We start from the raw sequence: 20,153 nt of genomic DNA on the forward strand, positions 1-20,153 counted from the left end.
CAGACTTAGCCTAGCGGAAGGGGCGGGAGAGTGTTTGTACCGCCCCTTCATATGTATGACCGGTTTGCCCGGTTGACCGCGCTATGCGAACACCCGCGTCAGCGCCTGATCGACGCTGTCGGTGATGTGGTCAATATCATCGGCTGTTGCGATCAATGCCGGGCTGAAACAAAGCGTATTGTTGAACCCCGGCAGCGAACGATTGGTTGCGCCGATGATCACGCCTTGCGCCATGCAATCGGCCACCACCGCCTGGACCCGTTTTTCATCCATCGGCTCGCGTGAGGTCCGGTCGCTGACCAGTTCTGCGCCGAGGAAAAGCCCCTTGCCGCGCACATCGCCGATCACGGCATGTTTTTCCTGCAGCGCCAGAAGGTTGTTCGTCATCCGCTCACCCATCACTTGCGTGTTCTCGATGAGGTTTTCATCCTCAACGATCCGCATGTTCTCAAGCGCTGCCGCAGGACCTGCCGCACAGCCACCGAAGGTCGAGATGTCGCGGAAATAGGACATCGGATCGGAAGCATCGTCCTTGAACTGCTCGAACACGGCTTCCGTCGTCACCGTGCAGGAAATCGCCGCGTAGCCTGAGGCAACGCCCTTGGCCATGGTCACGAAGTCAGGCTTGACGCCATAATGCTGATAGCCGAACCAGGCCCCTGTCCGGCCAACGCCGCAGACCACTTCGTCGATATGCAGCAGAATGTTGTATTTGGCGCAGATTTCCTGAACCCGCTCCCAATAACCTGCCGGCGGAGTAATCACGCCGCCGCCTGCGGTGATCGGCTCAAGGCAAAGCCCGCCGACTGTATCGGGACCCTCGCGCAGGATCACCTCCTCGATCGCATTCGCCGCAGCGATCCCGTAGCTTTCGGCATCCGGATACTGGCTGCGGTATTCGAGGCAGTGCGGAACTATCACGAAGCCTGGAGCCATCGGACCATATTGCTCAGCCCGTTGCGGCTGTCCGCCGGCAGACAGCGTGGCCAGCGTCGTGCCGTGGTAGTCTCGGTCCCGGTACAGGATCTTGTACTTCCTGCCGCCATGATGCCGGTGCGAAATCTGCCGGATCATCTTGAACGCCTTCTCATTGGCTTCAGATCCGGAGTTCGAATAGTAGACCCGGCTCATGCCGGGCATCTTCTCGATCAGCCGCTTGGCAAACAGCGCGCCCGGGATCGAGCCTGCGCTGTTGGCAAAATAGTTCATCTTGACCAGCTGGTCGCGGACCGCATTGGCAATGCTCTCGCGGCCATAGCCGACATTGACCGTCCAGACGCCGCCTGAAACCCCGTCGAGATGCTCTTTGCCGGTCGCGTCCCAAACCCGCATGCCGCGCCCTTCAACCATGATCCGCGGATCGATGGTTTCAAACGGTTTGTGCTGGATCAGGTGATGCCAGACGTGAGCGCGATCGGCCTCGATAACCGCCTGGATATCGTTGGTCTGAATGGGCAGGTTCATGAGCGGTCCCTCCCGGGAATTTGGTGATGGCCGGTCCTTCGGCATTAAAACCATCGCCGAAGTCCTTGGCCAGAGAATAGGGCCAGAGGCCCTCCAGCCATATGGCCAGAAAAAACTCAAGAAAACCAATGAATTACGACGAACAATACAAACTGGTACAATGTCGTCGCACAAATTGGCGCTATGGGTTTGACTGTCGACTTGATCGACTTGCGTTTCTTGGCGCAAGATACACTCAAAAAGAACGCCAAAACACGGGAACAGTAGCGTCGATCCAGGAAATTCCGGCGACGAATTGCAATCGAACGGCTGGCATTGCGCTGGCCCGGACAGGGAGCATCATATGAAAACTGTAACAAGAATTTCCGCATTGCTGGCTGGCGTCGCCATGGTTGCCACCGCATCGGTCGCCGAGGCCGAAGAAATCACGGTTGCCTACTTCCTTGAATGGCCGATGCCATTCGAGTTCGCCAAAGTCAAAGGCCTCTACGACGAAGCCTTGGGCATGAAGGTCAATTGGAAATCATTCGATGCCGGCACCGCCATGTCGGCGGCAATGGCATCCGGCGATATCCAGATTTCGGTAAGCCAAGGCGTTCCGCCTTTCGTCGTCGCCACATCTGCCGGACAGGACCTGCAGGTAGCCGACATCGCAGTGGTCTACAACGACAACGACAACTGCGTGGTCAAAACCGAGCTGGAAATCACCAAGGACAGCGCCAAGGAACTTGAAGGCAAGAAGGTCGGCGTGCCGATCGGCACCGCCGCCCATTATGGCTTTCTCAAGCAGATGGAACATTTCGGCGTCGACGTCTCGACCATGGAAGTGGTCGACATGGCTCCGCCGGACGGTGCTGCAGCATTTGCCCAGGGCAGCCTCGACATGGTCTGCGGTTGGGGCGGTTCACTCCGTCGCATGAAGGAGCACGGCAACGTGTTGCTGACCGGCGCGGAAAAGGATGAAATCGGCATTTCGGTCTATGACGTCACATCGGTTTCGGCCTCCTTTGCAGCCGAGCATGCTGATGTTCTCGCCAAGTTCCTCAAGGTGACCGCCGACATGAACGCCAAATGGCTGACCGATTCCGCGGAAATGCTTCCGGTTATTGCCAAGGATGCCGGCATGAGCGAAGCCGATGCTGCCGATACTCTCAAGGGCTTCCAGTTCCCTACAGTCGAGGCACAGCTTTCGGACAAGTGGCTCGGCAAGGCCACGCCTGAGTTCCTCAAGGGTGTGGGTGACTTCTTCAAGGCGCAGGGCAACATCCCGGCCTCACGCGAGACCTATGACGGCGCCGTTAACACCGGCCCGCTCGCAGCTGCGGCCAAGATGTAATCCAGATTGGCTCAGCGAACGGCCGGATGAAAACCCGCCCGGCCGTTCGCTCCCGGCACAACTGTTCTCTATGATTGGAGTAACCATGGGTAACCTGGTTATTGACAACCTCTCCATGCGGTTTGATCTGCCAAATGGGGGGTCGGTGCAGGCGCTCAAGAACGTGTCGCTGGAACTGGCAAAGGGCGAGCTTCTGGCGGTTCTGGGCCCATCGGGCTGCGGCAAGACCACCCTTCTCAATATCGTTGCCGGCTTTCTCGCGCCCACCGACGGCAAGGTCACGCTTAATGACAAGACAGTCACCGGCCCCGGTCCCGAGCGCGGCATGGTGTTTCAGCAAGGCGCGCTGTTTGAATGGATGGACGTGCGCCGCAATATTTCCTTCGGACCGGATATGGCCGGCAAACCGGCATCACAAACCAAACCGATCGTCGACAATCTGCTCAGGACCGTGGGCCTGCAGGATTTCGGCGAGAAAATGATTTACGAACTGTCCGGCGGCATGCAGCAGCGGGTGGCGCTTGCCCGCTGCCTGGCAAATGATCCCGATGTCATCCTGATGGATGAGCCGCTCGGTGCGCTTGACGCGCTGACACGCGAGAAGATGCAGGGGCTGGTGCTCAAGCTCTGGAAGGAAACCGGCAAGACCATCATCCTCATCACCCACTCGGTTGAGGAAGCCCTGCTCCTTGGCGAGCGGCTGCTGGTAATGGCGCCGCGACCCGGCCGGATCCACAAGGAGTACCGTCTGCCGTTTGCCGAAATGGGCGTCGGCCGCGATCTCCGTCTGGTCAAGAAGGAGCCTGAGTTCGCACAGCGCCGGGAAGAGATCCTCAGCATGATCTGGGACATGGAAGAAGAGATCATGGGCCGACAGGAGGAAACGGCATGATTGTCTTTCTTCTTTACCTGGTCATTTTCGCGCTCGCCTATTTTGCCTACCGGTTCTGGGAGCGCTCGCGCCACCATGTCCACGACTTCGCCAGTCTGAAGACTGTCACATTCGGCGACGAAAGCGCCGTGTCACCAAACCGGTTTGCTTCCGTCATCTCCATCGTCGCCCTGTTCGCGATCTGGGGTGCTTTCACCGGCTCGGTGATCACGCCGCTGCATGTGCCGGGTCCCTTCGTAGGTGACACCAGCTTTACTTACACCGCCCGCAACGCCGCCGGTGAAACCGATGAGGCGGTGGCGCATTTGCGGGTGTACCGTCTGGGCGAAGAGGTGCCGCTCCCCGAAACATCAGAAAAGCCGCACAAATTCGCGGTTGATGATGCAGTCAAGATCGGTGCATGGAGATCCGCTCTCAGCCGGCTTAACGAGAATGATATTGGCGGAAACGATCCGGCTTATAGCCTGATCGCCATTGACGGCCAGCCGATTGCGCCTGGTGAGACACTGCGTTTTTCTGATGGCGAAATCACCATGACGTCAAAGGGCAGCCTTTCGATCAAGCCTGACAAGGGCTGGCAGATGGAGCCGATCTGGCTGCCTGCGCCGGAAGCCGTTCTCAGCCGCCTGGGTGAAATCGCCAGCGAAGGCTACAAGAATGTCTCGCTTTGGGGACATCTGGGCTCTTCGCTCGGTCGCGTGATCGCAGGCTTCGTGCTCGGCAGCATCATCGGCATTCCGCTGGGCTACGCGATGGGCCTGTCCAACTGGTTCCGCGGCTGGTTTGATCCGATTGTCGAGTTCATGCGTCCGGTACCACCTCTGGCGCTGATCCCGCTGATCATCATCTGGTTCGGCATCGGCGAGGAGGGCAAGGTCATCTTGCTGTTCCTGGCGGCCTTGTGGATCATGACCATCGCGGCCCGCGCCGGGGTCTCCGGCGTCCGCATCTCCAAGGTGCATGCGGCCTATTCGCTCGGCGCCTCCAAATGGCAGATCCTCAGGCACGTGATAGTGCCCAACTCCCTGCCGGAGATCTTCACCGGCGCGCGCGTCGCCATGGGAGTCTGCTGGGGCACGGTGGTTGCAGCCGAACTTGTTGCCGCCGATCGCGGCGCCGGCATGATGATCGTCAACGCATCCAAGTTCCAGCTGACCGATATCGTGATTCTGGGCATCATTCTGATCGGCATCATCGGCTACGGCATCGATATCCTGATGCGCATGGCCGAGAAATGGCTGGTTCCCTGGAAGGGACGCGGCTGATCTGAAACTGATGGTTCAAAACAGAAACGCCGCCGCTCCAGATCGGAGCGGCGGCGTTTTCTATCTTTGAGAAGATGTCCGGTCAGGCGTCGAGGTTGGCGACCGAAAGCGCATTTTCCTGGATGAATTCGCGCCGTGGCTCCACCTCGTCGCCCATCAGGCGCGAGAACAGGCTGTCGGCGTCGACCGCATCATTGACCCTGACCTGCAGCAGCGAGCGGGCATGCGGATCAAGCGTTGTTTCCCACAATTGCTCGGCGTTCATTTCGCCCAGACCTTTGTAGCGCTGCAGCGTCAGACCCTTGCGGCCAACCGCGAAAACTGCCTGAAGCAGAGCACGGGGACCTGAGATCTGTGTTCCGCCTTCCTTGCGCCGCAAGATCGGCGGTTCCGTGTAGACATCACGCAGCTTGGCGTTCATCTGGTCGATCATCCGCGCATCCTGGCTGCCGATCAGACCGGCATCGATATGCACCGATTCCTTCACACCGCGCACGACGCGTTCAAACCGCAATCCGCCGTTCTCGGTGATGGCACCGGTCCATCCGCGCTCGGATTCCTCAGAAATCATGTCGAGCCTGCGCGCCACTTCCGCAGCCATGGCTTCCGAGGTGGCGTCATCATTGATGCGCTCGGGATCAAGCGCACCGGCAATAGCCGCCTGCTCGATGACCGAGTGGTCATAGCGCGAATGCAGACCTTCCAGCAGTGCACGCATTCTCAGTGCATCGGTAATGGTGTCTCTGAGATCGGCGCCGATGCGGACTTCACCAGTTGAGAGCTCCAGGGCTGCTTCATCAAGCCCGCTCGCCACAAGATAGTCCTCCATGGCCTTCTCGTCCTTGAGGTACTGGCCGGACTTGCCGCGCGACACCTTGTAGAGCGGCGGCTGGGCAATATAGAGATGCCCGCGCTCGATCAGTTCCGGCATCTGCCGGAAGAAGAAGGTCAAGAGCAGGGTACGAATGTGGGCACCGTCGACATCAGCATCCGTCATGATGATGATCTTGTGATAGCGCAGCTTGTCGGCGTTGAACTCGTCCTTGCCGATGCCGGTTCCGAGCGCTGTGATCAGCGTGCCGATTTCTTGGCTCGAAAGCATCTTGTCAAACCGTGCCCGCTCGACATTGAGGATCTTGCCTCGAAGCGGCAGGATCGCCTGGTTTTCACGCGAACGGCCCTGTTTCGCCGATCCGCCAGCGGAATCACCCTCCACCAGGAACAGTTCTGACTTGGCCGGGTCTTTTTCCGAGCAATCGGCGAGCTTGCCGGGCAGCGAGGAGATATCAAGAGCGCCCTTGCGCCGGGTCAGTTCGCGCGCCTTACGGGCGGCTTCGCGGGCTGCTGCGGCTTCGATAACCTTGCCCACCAGAACCTTGGATTCAGCGGGGTGTTCTTCAAGCCAGGCGCTGAGCGTGGAGTTGACCAGGTTTTCGACCACCGGGCGAACTTCCGAGGACACCAGTTTGTCCTTGGTCTGCGACGAGAACTTCGGGTCAGGCACTTTCACCGACAGGACCGCAGTCAGGCCTTCGCGGCAGTCATCGCCGGTGAGCGTCACCTTTTCCTTCTTTGTCATGCCCGAGGTGTCCGCATAGGACACCATCTGCCGTGTCAGCGCGGCGCGGAAGCCGGCCATATGGGTGCCGCCGTCGCGCTGCGGAATGTTGTTGGTGAAGCACAGCACATTCTCGTGGTAGCTGTCGTTCCACCACATGGCGAGTTCGACGGTGATTCCGTCCTTTTCGCCCAGCAGTGTCACCGGATCGACCACGAGGGGCTTCTTGGAGCGGTCGAGGTAGCGCACAAACGCTTCCAGCCCGCCATCATAATACAATTCCAGCTCTTTGACGTCGGAATGGCGCCGGTCGGCCAGCAGGATGCGGACGCCGGAGTTCAGAAACGCCAGTTCGCGCAGGCGATGCTCGAGCGTTCCGAAGTCGAAATCGATCATCGTGAAGGTTTCGGTGCTCGGCATGAAGGTCACTTCGGTGCCGGTCTCGTCGCCGCAATCGCCAAGAACCTTGAGCGGCGCATCGGCGACGCCGTGCGTGAACCGGATCTCGTGGATCTTGCCCTTGCGCCGGACAACCAGTTTCAGCCAGACCGAAAGCGCGTTGACCACAGACACACCCACGCCGTGCAGACCGCCGGACACCTTGTAGGAGTTCTGGTCGAATTTGCCGCCGGCATGCAGCTGCGTCATGATCACTTCAGCCGCCGAGATGCCTTCGCCGCTGTGAATATCAGTTGGAATACCGCGGCCGTTGTCTGTCACGGTCACCGATCCGTCAGGATTGAGCGACACGGTGACCCGGTCGGCATGACCGGCAAGCGCTTCGTCAATGGCGTTGTCGACAACTTCGTAGACCATGTGATGCAGGCCGGAGCCGTCATCGGTGTCGCCGATATACATGCCTGGCCGTTTGCGGACGGCGTCCAGGCCCTTGAGAACCTTGATCGATTCGGCGCCGTACTCGGCCTCCACGGTCGGGTTTGTCTCAGGCGTATCGTTCATTATGCAGGTCTTTCAGTCCAGAGCGGCGATGCCGGGCGGAAAAAGTGGTGAAAGCGGCAACGAATCACCGCGTATACGAACTTTCAGTATAGGCGGGCGGCTGTTGAAAACCAAATCTGAGATGCCATGGAATTGTGGGTTTCGGAATGCATATATGGGGATGATCGTGCCTGACCCCAAGAACCCCAAGCGCGCAGCCAAGGCCCGGTAGCTTGTGACTGGCATTTGTCGCCGGTCCCGGACTTCAAAGGAAGCAGAATGACAGACCTTTATGCCCCGTTTGTGCCGCCCGCGCCGGTTCCAAGGACAACACCCCCCTCACGCTTCGAGATCATTCGAACAGTCATGCGCAACCCGCTTGAACTGTGGGGCGAGCCGTCCTTCCGACTGGAGTGGATCAAGACCAAGTTCTTCAATGAGCGGACGCTGATAGTCAACCATCCGGGTCTGGTGCGTCATGTGCTGGTCGACAATGTGCAGAACTACCGGATGGCAGCCATTCGTCAGTTGGTGTTGCGTCCGATCCTGCGCGATGGATTGCTGACTGCTGAAGGCGAAACCTGGAAGCGGTCACGCAAGGCGATGGCACCGGTATTCACGCCGCGCCACGCCCGCGGATTTGCCGAACAGATGCTTGAACAATCCCGAGCCTTTGCCGAACGCTACACCGGAGCAGCGGCCAATGGCGAAGTGCGCGATATCGCTGTCGACATGACCGAGATGACCTTTGATATCCTCTCGGCCACGCTGTTTTCGGGCAAGGTGGCCGGAACTGAAGCCGAGTTTGCCGGTGACATTGACCGGCTTCTGTCGACCATGGGCCGGGTCGATCCGATGGACCTGCTGAAGGCGCCGTCCTGGGTGCCGCGGGTCCGTCGCATGTTTGGTCGACGTGTCCTCGCCAAGTTCCGCGGCATTGTCGAAGAAACCATGTCCAGACGGCAGCAATTGATGCGCTCGGACCCGGATTCGGTGCCGGAGGATTTTCTGACGTTGTTGATCAGGCTGAATGGTCCCGAAGGTCTGTCCATCGACGAGATCGAAGACAACATCATCACCTTCATTGGCGCCGGTCATGAAACCACGGCGCGGGCGCTTGGCTGGACTCTCTATTGCCTCGCGAACTCGCCATCGGACCGCGAGAAGGTGGAAGCAGAGATCGACGAAGTGCTGGCGCGGGAGCCTGATCCGGTCAAATGGCTGGATGCGATGCCGTGGACTCGCGCCGCATTCGAGGAGGCGATGCGGCTTTATCCGCCTGCACCCTCGATCAACCGCGCCGCGATTGCCGATGACACATGGGACAATGGCAAGGGAGAGACCGTCACGATAGAGGCCGGCACCACGATTCTCGTCATGCCCTGGACTCTGCACCGCCACACCAAGCTGTGGGATCAGCCCGGAGCCTACATTCCATCGCGTTTTCTCCCCGAGAACCGTGGCAAGATTGATCGCTACCAGTATCTGCCATTTGGCGTTGGCCCGCGCATCTGTATCGGTGCGACCTTCGCGTTGCAGGAGGCGGTGATCGCACTTGGGGTCTTGTTGTCGCGCTACCGCTTTGACTGCACCAGCGAGACCAAGCCATGGCCGATGCAGAAACTGACCACGCAGCCGGAGGGCGGGCTGCCGATGCGGGTCAGCCTGCGTTAGCAGCGTTCAGCGCGCGCCCGACACGACAGTTCGCGACCTGTGTTGGCGTGGGAAGTGGTGGCGTCGGTATCAAAACCGTCTTATGTGGATTGCCAGCTCCCGCCAGACCCGGGATGCGTGAATGGAGCGTTTGAATGGACTTCAAGTTATGACAACTCCTCTCTTTCTTGGCATCGACACAGGTGGCACTTACACCGACGCCGTTCTCTACAGCGAGACAGAGGGCGTGCTGGCCTCCGCCAAGTCGCTGACCACCCGTCATGATCTCGCCATAGGCGTTTCCGGTGCCGTCGAGACTGTGTTGTCGGAAATCGGCGGCGCCGTTTCTCGGATCCGGCTGGTGTCACTCTCGACCACACTTGCCACCAACGCTCTCGTTGAAGGCCAGGGCGGTCGAGCCGGTCTGGTGATGATTGGCTTCGGTCCGCAGGATCTTGCGCGCGACGGGCTGGCGGAAGCCTTGGGCAGCGATCCGGTTATCTATCTTTCCGGTGGACACAATGTGCATGGCAATGAAACGCCGCTCGATCTTGCTCCGCTTGAGGAGCAGCTTGACGGTTTGAGCGGGCAGGTCTCTGCGGTGGCGATTGCCGGCTATTTCGCAGTCCGCAATCCTGCCCATGAAATCGCAGTGCGCGATCTGGTTAGAAGTCGAACTTCTTTGCCGGTGACCTGCAGCCATGACCTGTCATCTCGTCTTGGCGGACCGCGGCGCGCGTTGACGACACTGCTGAATGCGCGGCTGATCTCGATGGTGGCGCGGCTGATTGATGCGACCAGCGGCTATCTCACAAGCCGCGGCATCGAAGCTCCGCTGATGGTGGTGCGTGGCGACGGAGCGCTGATTTCAGCCGCCGAAGCGCTGATGCGTCCGATCGAGACCATCCTGTCCGGCCCGGCGGCAAGTCTCGTCGGAGCCCGGCATCTGACCGGACTCGACAATGCCGTCGTCTCCGACATTGGCGGTACCACCACCGACGTAGCAGTGCTTGATGGCGGCATGCCGCGCATTGACACCGAGGGCGCCACGGTTGGCCGATACCGGACCATGGTCGAAGCCGTGGCCATGCACACGTTCGGACTTGGCGGGGATTCCGAGCTGCGGCTTGAGGAGGGCGGCTTTGAAGCGGGCCTTACCCTTGGCCCGCGCCGCCTGATGCCGTTGAGCCTCGCCGCCCATCTCTGGCCGAAACCGGTTCTCACCAGTCTCGAACGGCAGATGCAGGCAGCCTTCCCCGGCCGCTATGATGGGCGTTTTGCGTTGCGCACCGGACTTCCCGATGCTCTGGCTGCCGGGCTCACCGCACAGGAAGCGGCGCTGTATGCCAAGATTACGCTCGAGCCGCAGTCGCTTGACGCCGTGCTCGCGGGAACCTCACAGCGTGCCACGCTCGATCGGCTGGTGGCGCGTGGCCTGGTGCTGATCGCGGGCTTCACCCCGTCGGACGCGATGCATGTCCTGGGTCGGCAAGACCAGTGGAACGCCGAAGCCGCCCGCCTCGGCGCCGAGGTCTTTGCCCGCCGCAAGGCCGGTTCAGGCCGCGCGGTGGCGCAATCGCCGACCGAGCTCTCCGAGATGGTGTCCGCGCGTCTCACCCGTCAGAGTGCGGAAGCCGTGTTGACCGCGCTCATGGCCGATGACGGAACCACCGGAATTGACGTTGCAAAATCGGCCCTCATTGATCGCGCGCTCAGTCGCACGCCTGGTCTGGTCCGCTTCAGCATAAAGCCCGACCGGCCGCTGGTCGCACTTGGGGCCTCGGCACCGGTGCATTATCCTGCGATTGCTCAGATGCTCGATAGTGAATGTTTCGTGCCGGTTCATGCCGGCGTCGCCAATGCAGTGGGTGCGGTGGTAGGCCAGGTGCGCGAAACTGTGACAGTGTTTGTCACCGAGCCCGACGAGGGGCGTTACGCGGTCAATGGCGCGGGCGTGCACCAGATCTTCAAGGATCGCGCAGATGCCTTCGGCCGGGCGCGGGAACTGGCTGGCACCGAAGCGCGCCTGGCGTCAATCCGCAGCGGCGCGGATCACCCCGTGGTTGAGCACAGTGAACACATCGACATGCCGCTGATCGAAGGTCTCGAAAAGCTCGTTGAAGCCCGCTTCGTTGCCATAGCCTCCGGTCGACCGCGCATCGCTGCCAAATGATTTGTTCCAATTTGGAATAAATCATTTGCACCTTCGATGAATTGACAGGCAATGCGCCGCCCTGCAGGGTCGGTCCAGAGTCAGGATGCGTGGGATTGCGTCCGCAAAACGGAGAGTCAAAGTGACAAGAATCGAAAAGAATGGCCTGAAAATCAGCGCCGACCTGCACGATTTCATCATCAATGAAGCAATGCCGGGCACCGGTGTAGAGGCAGACGGGTTTTTTGAGGCGTTTGGCGAGGCCGTTTCCGATCTTGCGCCGAAGAACCGCGCGATGCTCGCCAAGCGCGATGCATTGCAGGAGAAAATCGACGCCTGGTACCGCGAAAACGGCGCGCCGGTCGATATGGACGTCTACAAGGATTTCCTGACCTCAATCGGTTATCTGCTGCCTGAAGGTGGCCCGGTGCAGGTCTCGACAGAAAATGTCGACCCCGAAATCGCCCTGATCGCAGGCCCGCAGCTCGTCGTTCCGGTGATGAACGCGCGCTTCGCGCTCAATGCCGCCAACGCACGCTGGGGTTCGCTCTATGACGCCCTCTACGGCACAGACGCGCTCGGTGATCTGCCGGAAGCCGGTGGCTATGACGCTGAACGCGGCGCGCGCGTAATCGCCTGGGCCAAGTCGTTCCTTGACGACAGCGTGCCTTTGACGAGCGCCAAATGGGCCGATGTCACCGGGTTCGATTTCGAAAACGGCGAGTTGAAGATCGAAACCAGCAATGGCGAGACGACACTCGCTGACGAGGGGCAGTACACTGGTTTCAAGCGCGATAGCGATCACGCCTACAGGCTCTACTTCCAGAAGAACGGCCTGCATGCTGTGGTTTCCGTCGATCCGGACAGCGTCATTGGCAAGACCGACAAGGCCAGCATCGCCGATGTAGCACTCGAATCTGCAGTCACCGCCATCATGGACTGCGAAGATTCCATCGCTGCCGTCGACGCCGAAGACAAGACCCTGGTCTACCGCAACTGGCTTGGCCTGATGCGCGGCGATCTGACCGAGAAAGTGTTCAAGGGCGGCAAGAGCTTCATCCGCAAGCTCAGCGGCGACATCGAGTTCACTACGCCGGGCGGCGAGGGTGCAACGCTCAAGGGTCGCTCGCTGATGCTGATCCGCAATGTCGGCCACCTGATGACCAATCCGGCCATCCTTGACCATGATGGCAACGAGATCCCCGAAGGCATCATGGATGCGTTCCTGACCGGTCTCATCGCCCTGCACGACATCGGCCCGAAGGGCCGCCGCGCCAACTCGGCCGCTGGCTCCATGTATGTGGTCAAGCCAAAGATGCACGGCCCGGAAGAAGTGGCCTTCGCCGTCGAGATCTTCGGCCGCGTCGAAGCCGCCCTCGGCATGGCACCCAACACCATCAAGATGGGCATCATGGACGAGGAGCGTCGGACCACGATCAACCTCAAGGAATGCATCCGCGCTGCCAGCCAGCGTGTGGTGTTCATCAACACCGGCTTCCTCGATCGCACCGGCGACGAGATCCACACTTCGATGGAAGCCGGACCGATGATCCGCAAGGGCGACATGAAGCAGGCCGCCTGGATTGCAGCCTATGAGAACTGGAATGTCGACATCGGGCTTGAATGCGGTCTTGCCGGTCACGCTCAGATCGGCAAGGGCATGTGGGCCATGCCGGATCTTATGGCGGCGATGCTGGAGCAGAAGATCGGTCACCCGAAGGCTGGGGCCAATTGCGCCTGGGTGCCATCACCAACCGCTGCGACCCTGCACGCCACCCATTACCACAAGGTCAATGTCGCTGATGTTCAGGCCGGCCTGCGCTCGCGCACCCGCGCCAAGCTGGACGATATCCTGTCCATTCCGGTGGCGAAGAACCCCAACTGGACGCCCGAGGAAATCCAGCGCGAAATCGACAACAACGCGCAAGGTATCCTTGGCTATGTGGTCCGTTGGGTTGATCAGGGCGTTGGTTGTTCCAAGGTTCCCGACATCAATGATGTCGGCCTGATGGAAGACCGCGCAACACTCAGGATTTCTGCCCAGCACATGGCCAACTGGCTGCACCACGGTGTCATCACCCGCGATCAGGTCATCGAGACCATGAAGCGTATGGCAGTCGTTGTTGATGGCCAGAACGCCGGTGATTCCGCCTACCAGCCGATGGCGCCCGGTTATGACACGTCGGTGGCGTTTCAGGCGGCAGTCGAGTTGGTGCTTGAAGGCCGATCCCAGCCCAACGGCTACACCGAGCCGGTGTTGCATCGCCGCCGTCTCGAACTCAAGGCCGCCGCTGCCTGAGGCATTCAACTGGCAAGCAGCTGCTACGCATTAAAAAAGCCCGCTCGGGATAACCGGGCGGGCCTTTCAATTTAGGGGTGGCGCAAGATCTACTGCTTGACGATGACGCGAGCGCTCTTGCCCGGGCGGACCCGGCTGTAGAGATCAATGATGTCCTGGTTCATCAGGCGGATGCAGCCCGAGGAAGCGGCAGTGCCGATCGACTTCCATTCCGGCGTGCCATGCAGACGGAACAGGGTGTCTTCACCCTTTTCATTGAAGAGGTAAAGCGCGCGGGCGCCGAGCGGGTTCTTAAGACCAGGCTTCATGCCGTCGTCGCCGTACTTTGCGAGCTCTGGCTTGCGGTCGATCATTTCGCGGGGAGGAGTCCATGTCGGCCATTCCTGCTTCCAGGCGATATAGGCCTCGCCTTCCCAGGCAAATCCGGCCTTGCCGACGCCGATGCCGTAGCGGACAGCTTTCTTGCCGGGCAGCACCAGATAGAGATAGCGATTGGGTGTATCGACGATAATCGTTCCAGCCTTTTCCCGGGTGCTGTAGGAAACGATCTGGCGATGGAACTTCTTGTCGATCTTGCTGATCGGAACCGCAGGAATCGCATAGCCGGAATCGGTGACCGAGCCATATTCCGAGGTGAAGATCTGCGAGGTGGCGCCGGATACACCGCCCTCGGTGCTCGAGGAGCAACCGGCGAGCGCAAGCGCCGCAGCGAGTCCGGCGATGGTAAGCGAAGAACGAAGGGACATTTTGAAAACTTCCGAAAGCAGGGCGTGAACGTCGGTGATGAACCGCGGTCAACGTGATGCTGTTTATTTTAATAAAGACTTAACTATGCAACCGCTTTGGATGAAAAATCGATGCATGTTTCACGCTTTGTTAGGTCTCATTGTTTTTCTGCAACATCAGCGCCACCTGACGTTGCGACAGACCAAAAGCCGTGGCAGATATAGTTCATGCCGATCATCTCCATACATTCAGACAATCCGCTTGTCGATGGCCGTCAGTCTGATCGTGCACTGATTGTACGCCGCGGCGTGCAACGGCTTTTCTCGGACCTGCGCCTGTCGATGGTGCCTGAATTGTCGCTTGCTTCCGGCCGTCGTGCAGATCTGGTGGCGTTGAATGGGACCGGCGAAATCTGGATCGTCGAGATCAAGTCCTCGATTGAGGATTTCCGAGTGGACAACAAATGGCCTGATTATCGCCAGCACTGCGATCGGCTCTTCTTCGCCACCCATACTGGCGTGCCGGCGGAGATTTTCCCTCACGAATGCGGCCTGATCATCGCCGATGAATGGTCAGGGCATTTTTTGCGCGAAGCACCTGAGCATCGCCTCTCGGCGGCTACGCGCAAGGCGATGTTGCTGCGGTTTGCCCGGGCCGCTGCGGATCGTCTCCTGCTTGCGGAACTGGCAGCAGGCTGAGCCTAAGCCGTTTTAACCTGACAACACCAAGGATCAGCGCGGCGCGCGTTTGGCAAGAATCCGCTGCAGGGTCCGCCTGTGCATGTTGAGTCGTCGCGCGGTCTCCGAGACATTGCGTTCGCACATCTCATAGACCCGCTGAATGTGTTCCCAGCGCACCCGGTCAGCTGACATCGGGTTTTCGGGAACCTCGGCCCGCTCACCCGGCTTGCGGGTAAGCGCGGCAAATACCTCATCGGCGTCGGCCGGTTTGGCCAGATAATCAATCGCGCCAAGTTTCACGGCCGTCACCGCTGTGGCGATGTTGCCATAGCCGGTCAGCACGATGATACGCGTATCGTCGCGACGCGCGCGGATGGCCTCGATGACGTCCAGTCCGTTGCCGTCCTGAAGCCGCATATCCACCACGGCATATTTTGGTGTCTTGGCGCGCGCCTTTGCGAGGCCTTCAGCCACGCTTTCGGCGATCTCCACCTCAAAGCCACGCGTCTCCATGGCGCGGGCGAGCCTGCGCAGAAAGGGGCCGTCATCGTCGACAAGCAGAAGCGATGCGTCAGGTCCGATGGACTCGGCTTCAATGGGTTCTGCGATTTCGGCGGTCATGGTTCACCTCACCGGTGCTTGCAATGCGGGTTCATAGAACGGATCTAATACGTTTTTGCAATTTATCCAGCTCCGGCGCTGACTCAAAGTAACTTATCAGTGCCAAAAAGGTCCATTTTGTCCCTGGGCCAGCTCACTTTTACCTGAGCACCGGTCGCCGGCAGCAACCTGTTGGAGAAAGTCAGCGATGCGCCAGACCGCTCGAGCAAGGTTTTGGCGATAAACAGCCCCAGTCCCAGACCGCCGCCCTTGTCCCGGTCGAGCCGGTTGCGCCGGTTCAGGAACGGTACCCCGATCTGGGTCAGCACATCGGGGGCAAATCCGGGACCATCATCAATGATGCTGATTTCCACCCGGTTCCGGTCGTTGGTGACGGTTACCGTGACCTGGCTATTTGCAAAATCGACCGCATTTTCGATCAGGTTGCCAAGCCCGAAGAGAATGGCTGGATTGCGCCGCCCGATCGCTTCCCGCATCTCGTATTGGCTATGGATCACGTCGATAGCGATGCCGAACTCCCGGTGCGGCGCGATGACCTCCTCGATCAGCGACCCCAGCGGCAGCCGCAGCATGTGGGCTTCGTCTTCCGCAGAAAGCGTGGTCAAGCGCCTCAGGATATCGCGGCACCGCTCGGTCTGGCTGCGCAGCAACATCAGATCATCGGTAAACCGGGGATCGTCGACCAGCATTTTTTCCATTTCCCGCGCCACCACCTGAATGGTCGCGAGCGGTGTGCCGAGTTCATGCGCAGCCGCTGCCGCCAGACCGTCGAGTGCGGAAATATGGTGCTCGCGCTGCAGCACAAGCTCGGTTGCAGCCAGCGCATCGGCCAGCAGATTGGCCTCCGCAGACACCTGAAAGGAGTAGAACGCGGCAAAAGCTGTTGTCGATACGATCGCAATCCATGCGCCCAGGATGAACAGGAACGGCACCTCGAAATCGTTGCCGGGATACCAGGGAAGCGGCAGCGAATAAAACGCCAGAACCGTGACCGATGCCACCGACAGGGCACCAAGGCTCAACGTGTGCCGCACCGGCTGGGAGGTGGATGAAATGATCACCGGAACGCACAAAAGGACTGAAAACGGATTGGCCAGCCCGCCGGTCATGAACAGCAAACCCGAAAGCTGCAAGACATCAAACGAGAGGACACCGGTCGCGCCCAGTGGTGGCAGCCGATGGGCGGCGGGGAAGCGAACCGATAGAAACACGTTCAGCCAGGCCGAACAGGCAATCAACGCGAAACAGAAAAGCTCCGGCATCGCAAATTCATAGCCATGGGCAATGATCAGAACCGTAACGCTTTGACCGACCACTGCCAGCCACCTGAGCCGCGTCAGTGTCTGCAGCCGCAACCGGTGCCTGATCGAGTGGTCATCAATGAAGGGCGGAAAAAAAACGTTCATGTGACCTGATCTAGCCTATCGCACCGGGGATTCACACTGCGTTTTGCCGTCGCATATCAAGTCCCGCGCGGCTTGGCGCGATGCGTGGGAGCAGCCTCTGCCGGGTTTTCAGGCCACGGATGGCGCGGATAGCGTCCGCGCATGTCGGCCCGCACATCGGCCCATGAGCCATGCCAGAACCCCGGCAGGTCCCGCGTTGTCTGGATCGGCCGATGCGCCGGCGACAAAAGCTCCAAAGTCAGCGGCAACCGCCCGCCGGCAATCGACGGATGGCGGGCTTCGCCAAACAGCTCCTGGACCCGGACCGCAACGATCGGGTTGCCTTCCTCGTAGCGAATCGGCAATCGCGATCCGGTCGGCGCTTCGTAATGGGTGGGCGCCAGCCGTCCAATGTCACTTCTGGCGCCGGGACCGCACAAAGACAGCAGGCCCTCGTTCAGGCCGTCCCGGTCGATTGCCTTGAGTGATATGACGCCTGGCTGATAGGGCGCGAACCAGATCTCGAGCTCATTGAGCAATGCCTGATCGGATACATCCGGCCACGGCGCGCCGAGAGTTGTGTTGAGGAAACCGATCCGGTCGCGCAATTGCTGCCCGGCAGCAGAAAACGGCAGCGCCTTGAAGCCGATCTTGCGGATCGCCGCGCACAACACGGCCATCGCAGCCGCATCATCGGGTTTGGGCAGCGGCGTTTCGGCAAGCGTGATGGCGCCAAGGCGGCTGATGCGTCTGGCCCTGACAGCGCCCGATTGCGGGTCGAAGACGCATTCCTCGCTTTGAACCGTCCGGCTTTCCAGCACCTCTTCCAGTGCTTCTCCGGACAACTCTGCAGCAGCGAGGATCCGCGCCGCCTGTGCCTTGCCGCTCATATCGGCGATCACCAGGAAGTCCGATCCGGCCAACCGGTCCGTCTCGTCAATCATCGCGCCGCGGCCATTGGCCAGAACGAATTTCCCCCTCGCGCCTCGTTGGCGGGCGATCCGGTCCGGAAAGGCATGCACCAGCAGCGCCGCTGCCGGGATTGCACCCGCAGAAGCCGGGGATGTCTTTCCTCCGGCCAGTCTTGCTGCAAGGGCGCGGGATGCCGTGCCTCGGGGTGTGCGATCGGAGCGAAAGCGCGACAATCGGGTTTCGAGATCCGCATCCTGTCCACCGAGCCCTTGCTCGGTGAGCAAGACAGCCAGTTCGGCGGCGGCAAGACCGTGCCCGTCTTCCTGCCCAGAAACCACCATCGAGGCCAGCCGTGGCGGCAGCGCCATGTCGCGCATGCGTTTGCCCCGGCCGGTCAATCCGCCATCGGCGTCGATTGCGCCAAGACCTTGAAGCAAGACGCGCGCTTCAGTGATTGCGGCATCTGGCGGCGCATCGATGAAGCGCAAGTCCCTCGGATCGTTGACGCCCCAGGCCAGACAATCGAGCACCATCGCAGAGAGATCACTCGCCAGCACTTGCGGGGTGGAAAAGGCGGGCAGTGCCTTGGTCTGCTCGGCGCGCCAGAGCCGGACGGCAATGCCCGGCGCTGTTCGTCCCGCACGCCCGGCGCGCTGGTCTGCAGAAGCCTGCGAGGCGCGGATGGTTTCGAGCCGGGTGATGCCGGTCGATGGTTCATAGACCGGCTGCCGCACAAGTCCGCTGTCGATGACGATGCGGACACCGTCGATGGTAATCGAGCTTTCGGCCACCGGGGTGGCGAGCACCACCTTGCGCCTGCCTTCAGGGGTCGGCTTGATCGCCGCATCCTGCTCCTGCGAACTGAGACCGCCAAATAGCGGTTGAATGTCGGTCATCGGGCCCAGACGGCCCTCAAGTCTGGATGCGATCTGCCTGATCTCGCCCTGACCCGGCAGGAACGCCAGGATGGAACCCGTCTCGGTGCGATGAAGCATCTCGATGGCGCTGGTCACCGATGCTTCGATCCGCTCGCCCGGCGATCTGTCAATGTGCCTTATGTCGACGGGATGGCTGCGGCCAAGGCTCTCGATCACCGGACAATCATCCATCAGCGCCGCCACACGCGACGTATCAAGCGTCGCCGACATCACCAGAATGCGTAGATCCTCGCGCAGGCCTGTCTGGATATCGACCGCCAGCGCCAGACCGAAATCAGCCTCCAGCGCACGTTCGTGAAACTCGTCGAAGATGACGCAATCAATGCCCTCGAGATCGGGCGATGACAGTGCCATGCGGGTGAAAACGCCTTCGGTCACCACCTCGATGCGGGTCTTGGCCGAAACCTTGGTGTCGAGCCGCATGCGATAGCCGACGGTCGCGCCAACCTCTTCGCCGAGCATTGATGCCATCCGCCGCGCCGCGGCGCGCGCCGCCAGCCGGCGTGGCTCAATCAGGATGATCTTGCCCGAGAGCCAGGGCTCGTCCACCAGCACCAGCGGAACCAGCGTTGTCTTGCCCGCACCCGGTGGGGCTGCGAGAACGGCATTGGGGCCGTCGGCAAGGGCTGCGCGCAAGGGAGCCAATGCATCGGAAACCGGCAGATCGGCATATCGGGCGGCTATGTCGCTCACGCCAGGTCGACCTTGTGGACTTGGCCAGCTGCGGCGCGGGCATCATCCTCGTCATGGGTCACCAGCACCACCGGCAAACCGGCTCGACGCGCGAGGTCAAACACCAATTGCCGTGTCTGGTCGCGCAAATTGGCATCTAGCTTGGAAAAAGGCTCGTCAAGCAGCAGCAATCGCGGGCGCGACATCAGCACCCGTTGCAACGCGACGCGGGCCTTTTGCCCGCCGGACAGCGTATCGGGATCCCGGTCGCCGAATTCCGCCAGTCCTGCATCTTCAAGTGCAGCTTCGGCCATCATTCTGCGCTGTTTGCGCCCCTTGACGTCTTCGGGAATGGCAATGGCGATGTTGTCGGCGACACTGAGATGGGGAAACAATAGCGGATCCTGAAACAGGATTCCGGCACGGCGTTTTTCCGCCGCGAGCGCAGTCAGCTCGACACCGGCCACGGACACCTGTCCGTTGGCGCTGAAGACCGGATCTAGAAATCCGCCGAGATAGGCCAGTAACGTGGATTTTCCGGAGCCTGACGGACCCATGACGGTCAGTGTCTCACCCCGTTTGACGCGGGCATCGAGCGCCACCAGCATGCGCTCGCCGAGGCAGATGCGCACGCCGTTGAGGGTCAGTCCCTGATTGTCGG

14 protein-coding genes are annotated in these 20,153 nt (G+C 60.5%); 7 read left to right on the forward strand and 7 right to left on the reverse strand.

Annotated features, from left to right (window positions below; all coding sequences use genetic code 11):
* Window positions 1-81: 81 nt before the first annotated feature.
* Entirely contained in the window at window positions 82-1,464 is a 1,383-nt protein-coding gene (locus tag WNZ14_RS04035) for an aminotransferase class III-fold pyridoxal phosphate-dependent enzyme (RefSeq protein WP_342867312.1), read from the reverse strand.
* Window positions 1,465-1,807: 343 nt separating this feature from the next.
* On the opposite strand from WNZ14_RS04035, the gene WNZ14_RS04040 reads away from it, so the two are divergent.
* The 3 genes from WNZ14_RS04040 to WNZ14_RS04050 all read left to right on the forward strand — a co-directional run bounded on the left by WNZ14_RS04040 (window position 1,808) and on the right by WNZ14_RS04050 (window position 4,957).
* Window positions 1,808-2,800: an ABC transporter substrate-binding protein gene (locus tag WNZ14_RS04040; RefSeq protein ID WP_342867313.1), complete on the forward strand. Its 993-nt coding sequence runs from the start codon at window positions 1,808-1,810 to the stop codon at window positions 2,798-2,800.
* Window positions 2,801-2,885: 85 nt separating this feature from the next.
* A complete protein-coding gene (locus WNZ14_RS04045) occupies window positions 2,886-3,692 on the forward strand; it encodes an ABC transporter ATP-binding protein (protein WP_342867314.1) in 807 nt (268 codons plus the stop codon).
* The gene (locus WNZ14_RS04050) at window positions 3,689-4,957 is read left to right on the forward strand and encodes an ABC transporter permease subunit (RefSeq protein ID WP_342867315.1); all 1,269 of its coding nucleotides are present in this window, start codon (window positions 3,689-3,691) and stop codon (window positions 4,955-4,957) included. The genes WNZ14_RS04045 and WNZ14_RS04050 overlap by 4 nt, the downstream gene beginning before the upstream one ends.
* 82 nt (window positions 4,958-5,039) lie before the next feature.
* On the opposite strand, the gene gyrB is transcribed toward WNZ14_RS04050, so the two are convergent.
* Window positions 5,040-7,475: a DNA topoisomerase (ATP-hydrolyzing) subunit B gene (gyrB, locus tag WNZ14_RS04055; protein ID WP_342867316.1), complete on the reverse strand. Its 2,436-nt coding sequence runs from the start codon at window positions 7,473-7,475 to the stop codon at window positions 5,040-5,042.
* 258 nt (window positions 7,476-7,733) lie between these two features.
* On the opposite strand from gyrB, the gene WNZ14_RS04060 reads away from it, so the two are divergent.
* From WNZ14_RS04060 to WNZ14_RS04070, 3 genes are all read left to right on the forward strand, one after another.
* On the forward strand, window positions 7,734-9,128 hold the full coding sequence (locus WNZ14_RS04060; protein ID WP_342867317.1) for a cytochrome P450: 1,395 nt from the start codon (window positions 7,734-7,736) through the stop codon (window positions 9,126-9,128).
* A gap of 148 nt (window positions 9,129-9,276) precedes the next feature.
* Window positions 9,277-11,280, forward strand: a complete 2,004-nt coding sequence (locus WNZ14_RS04065; RefSeq protein WP_342867318.1) for a hydantoinase/oxoprolinase family protein — start codon at window positions 9,277-9,279, stop codon at window positions 11,278-11,280.
* A gap of 121 nt (window positions 11,281-11,401) precedes the next feature.
* On the forward strand, window positions 11,402-13,558 hold the full coding sequence (locus WNZ14_RS04070) for a malate synthase G (protein WP_342867319.1): 2,157 nt from the start codon (window positions 11,402-11,404) through the stop codon (window positions 13,556-13,558).
* Window positions 13,559-13,647: 89 nt separating this feature from the next.
* Here the strand turns inward: WNZ14_RS04070 and WNZ14_RS04075 are convergent, their stop codons facing one another.
* Entirely contained in the window at window positions 13,648-14,304 is a 657-nt protein-coding gene (locus WNZ14_RS04075) for a L,D-transpeptidase (protein WP_342867320.1), read from the reverse strand.
* A gap of 207 nt (window positions 14,305-14,511) precedes the next feature.
* Here WNZ14_RS04075 and WNZ14_RS04080 point away from each other — a divergent pair, with 207 nt between their 5' ends.
* Window positions 14,512-14,982, forward strand: coding sequence for an MmcB family DNA repair protein (locus WNZ14_RS04080; RefSeq protein WP_342867321.1), 471 nt, complete (start codon window positions 14,512-14,514; stop codon window positions 14,980-14,982).
* A gap of 33 nt (window positions 14,983-15,015) precedes the next feature.
* Here WNZ14_RS04080 and WNZ14_RS04085 read toward each other — a convergent pair whose 3' ends face one another.
* From WNZ14_RS04085 to WNZ14_RS04100, 4 genes are all read right to left on the reverse strand, one after another.
* Window positions 15,016-15,585, reverse strand: a complete 570-nt coding sequence (locus tag WNZ14_RS04085; protein WP_342867322.1) for an ActR/PrrA/RegA family redox response regulator transcription factor — start codon at window positions 15,583-15,585, stop codon at window positions 15,016-15,018.
* 83 nt (window positions 15,586-15,668) lie between these two features.
* A complete protein-coding gene (locus WNZ14_RS04090) occupies window positions 15,669-16,991 on the reverse strand; it encodes an ActS/PrrB/RegB family redox-sensitive histidine kinase (RefSeq protein ID WP_342867323.1) in 1,323 nt (440 codons plus the stop codon).
* 56 nt (window positions 16,992-17,047) lie between these two features.
* Window positions 17,048-19,483 carry an ATP-dependent helicase HrpB gene (gene hrpB, locus WNZ14_RS04095; RefSeq protein WP_342868503.1) on the reverse strand — a complete coding sequence of 812 codons (2,436 nt, stop codon included), beginning with the start codon at window positions 19,481-19,483 and terminating at the stop codon, window positions 17,048-17,050.
* Between the two features lie 26 nt (window positions 19,484-19,509).
* Complete coding sequence (locus WNZ14_RS04100) at window positions 19,510-20,100, reverse strand: ATP-binding cassette domain-containing protein (protein ID WP_342868504.1); 591 nt, start codon at window positions 20,098-20,100, stop codon at window positions 19,510-19,512.
* Window positions 20,101-20,153: the final 53 nt, after the last annotated feature.

This window comes from Hoeflea sp. AS60 (assembly GCF_038900115.1).
Classification (GTDB): domain Bacteria; phylum Pseudomonadota; class Alphaproteobacteria; order Rhizobiales; family Rhizobiaceae; genus Hoeflea.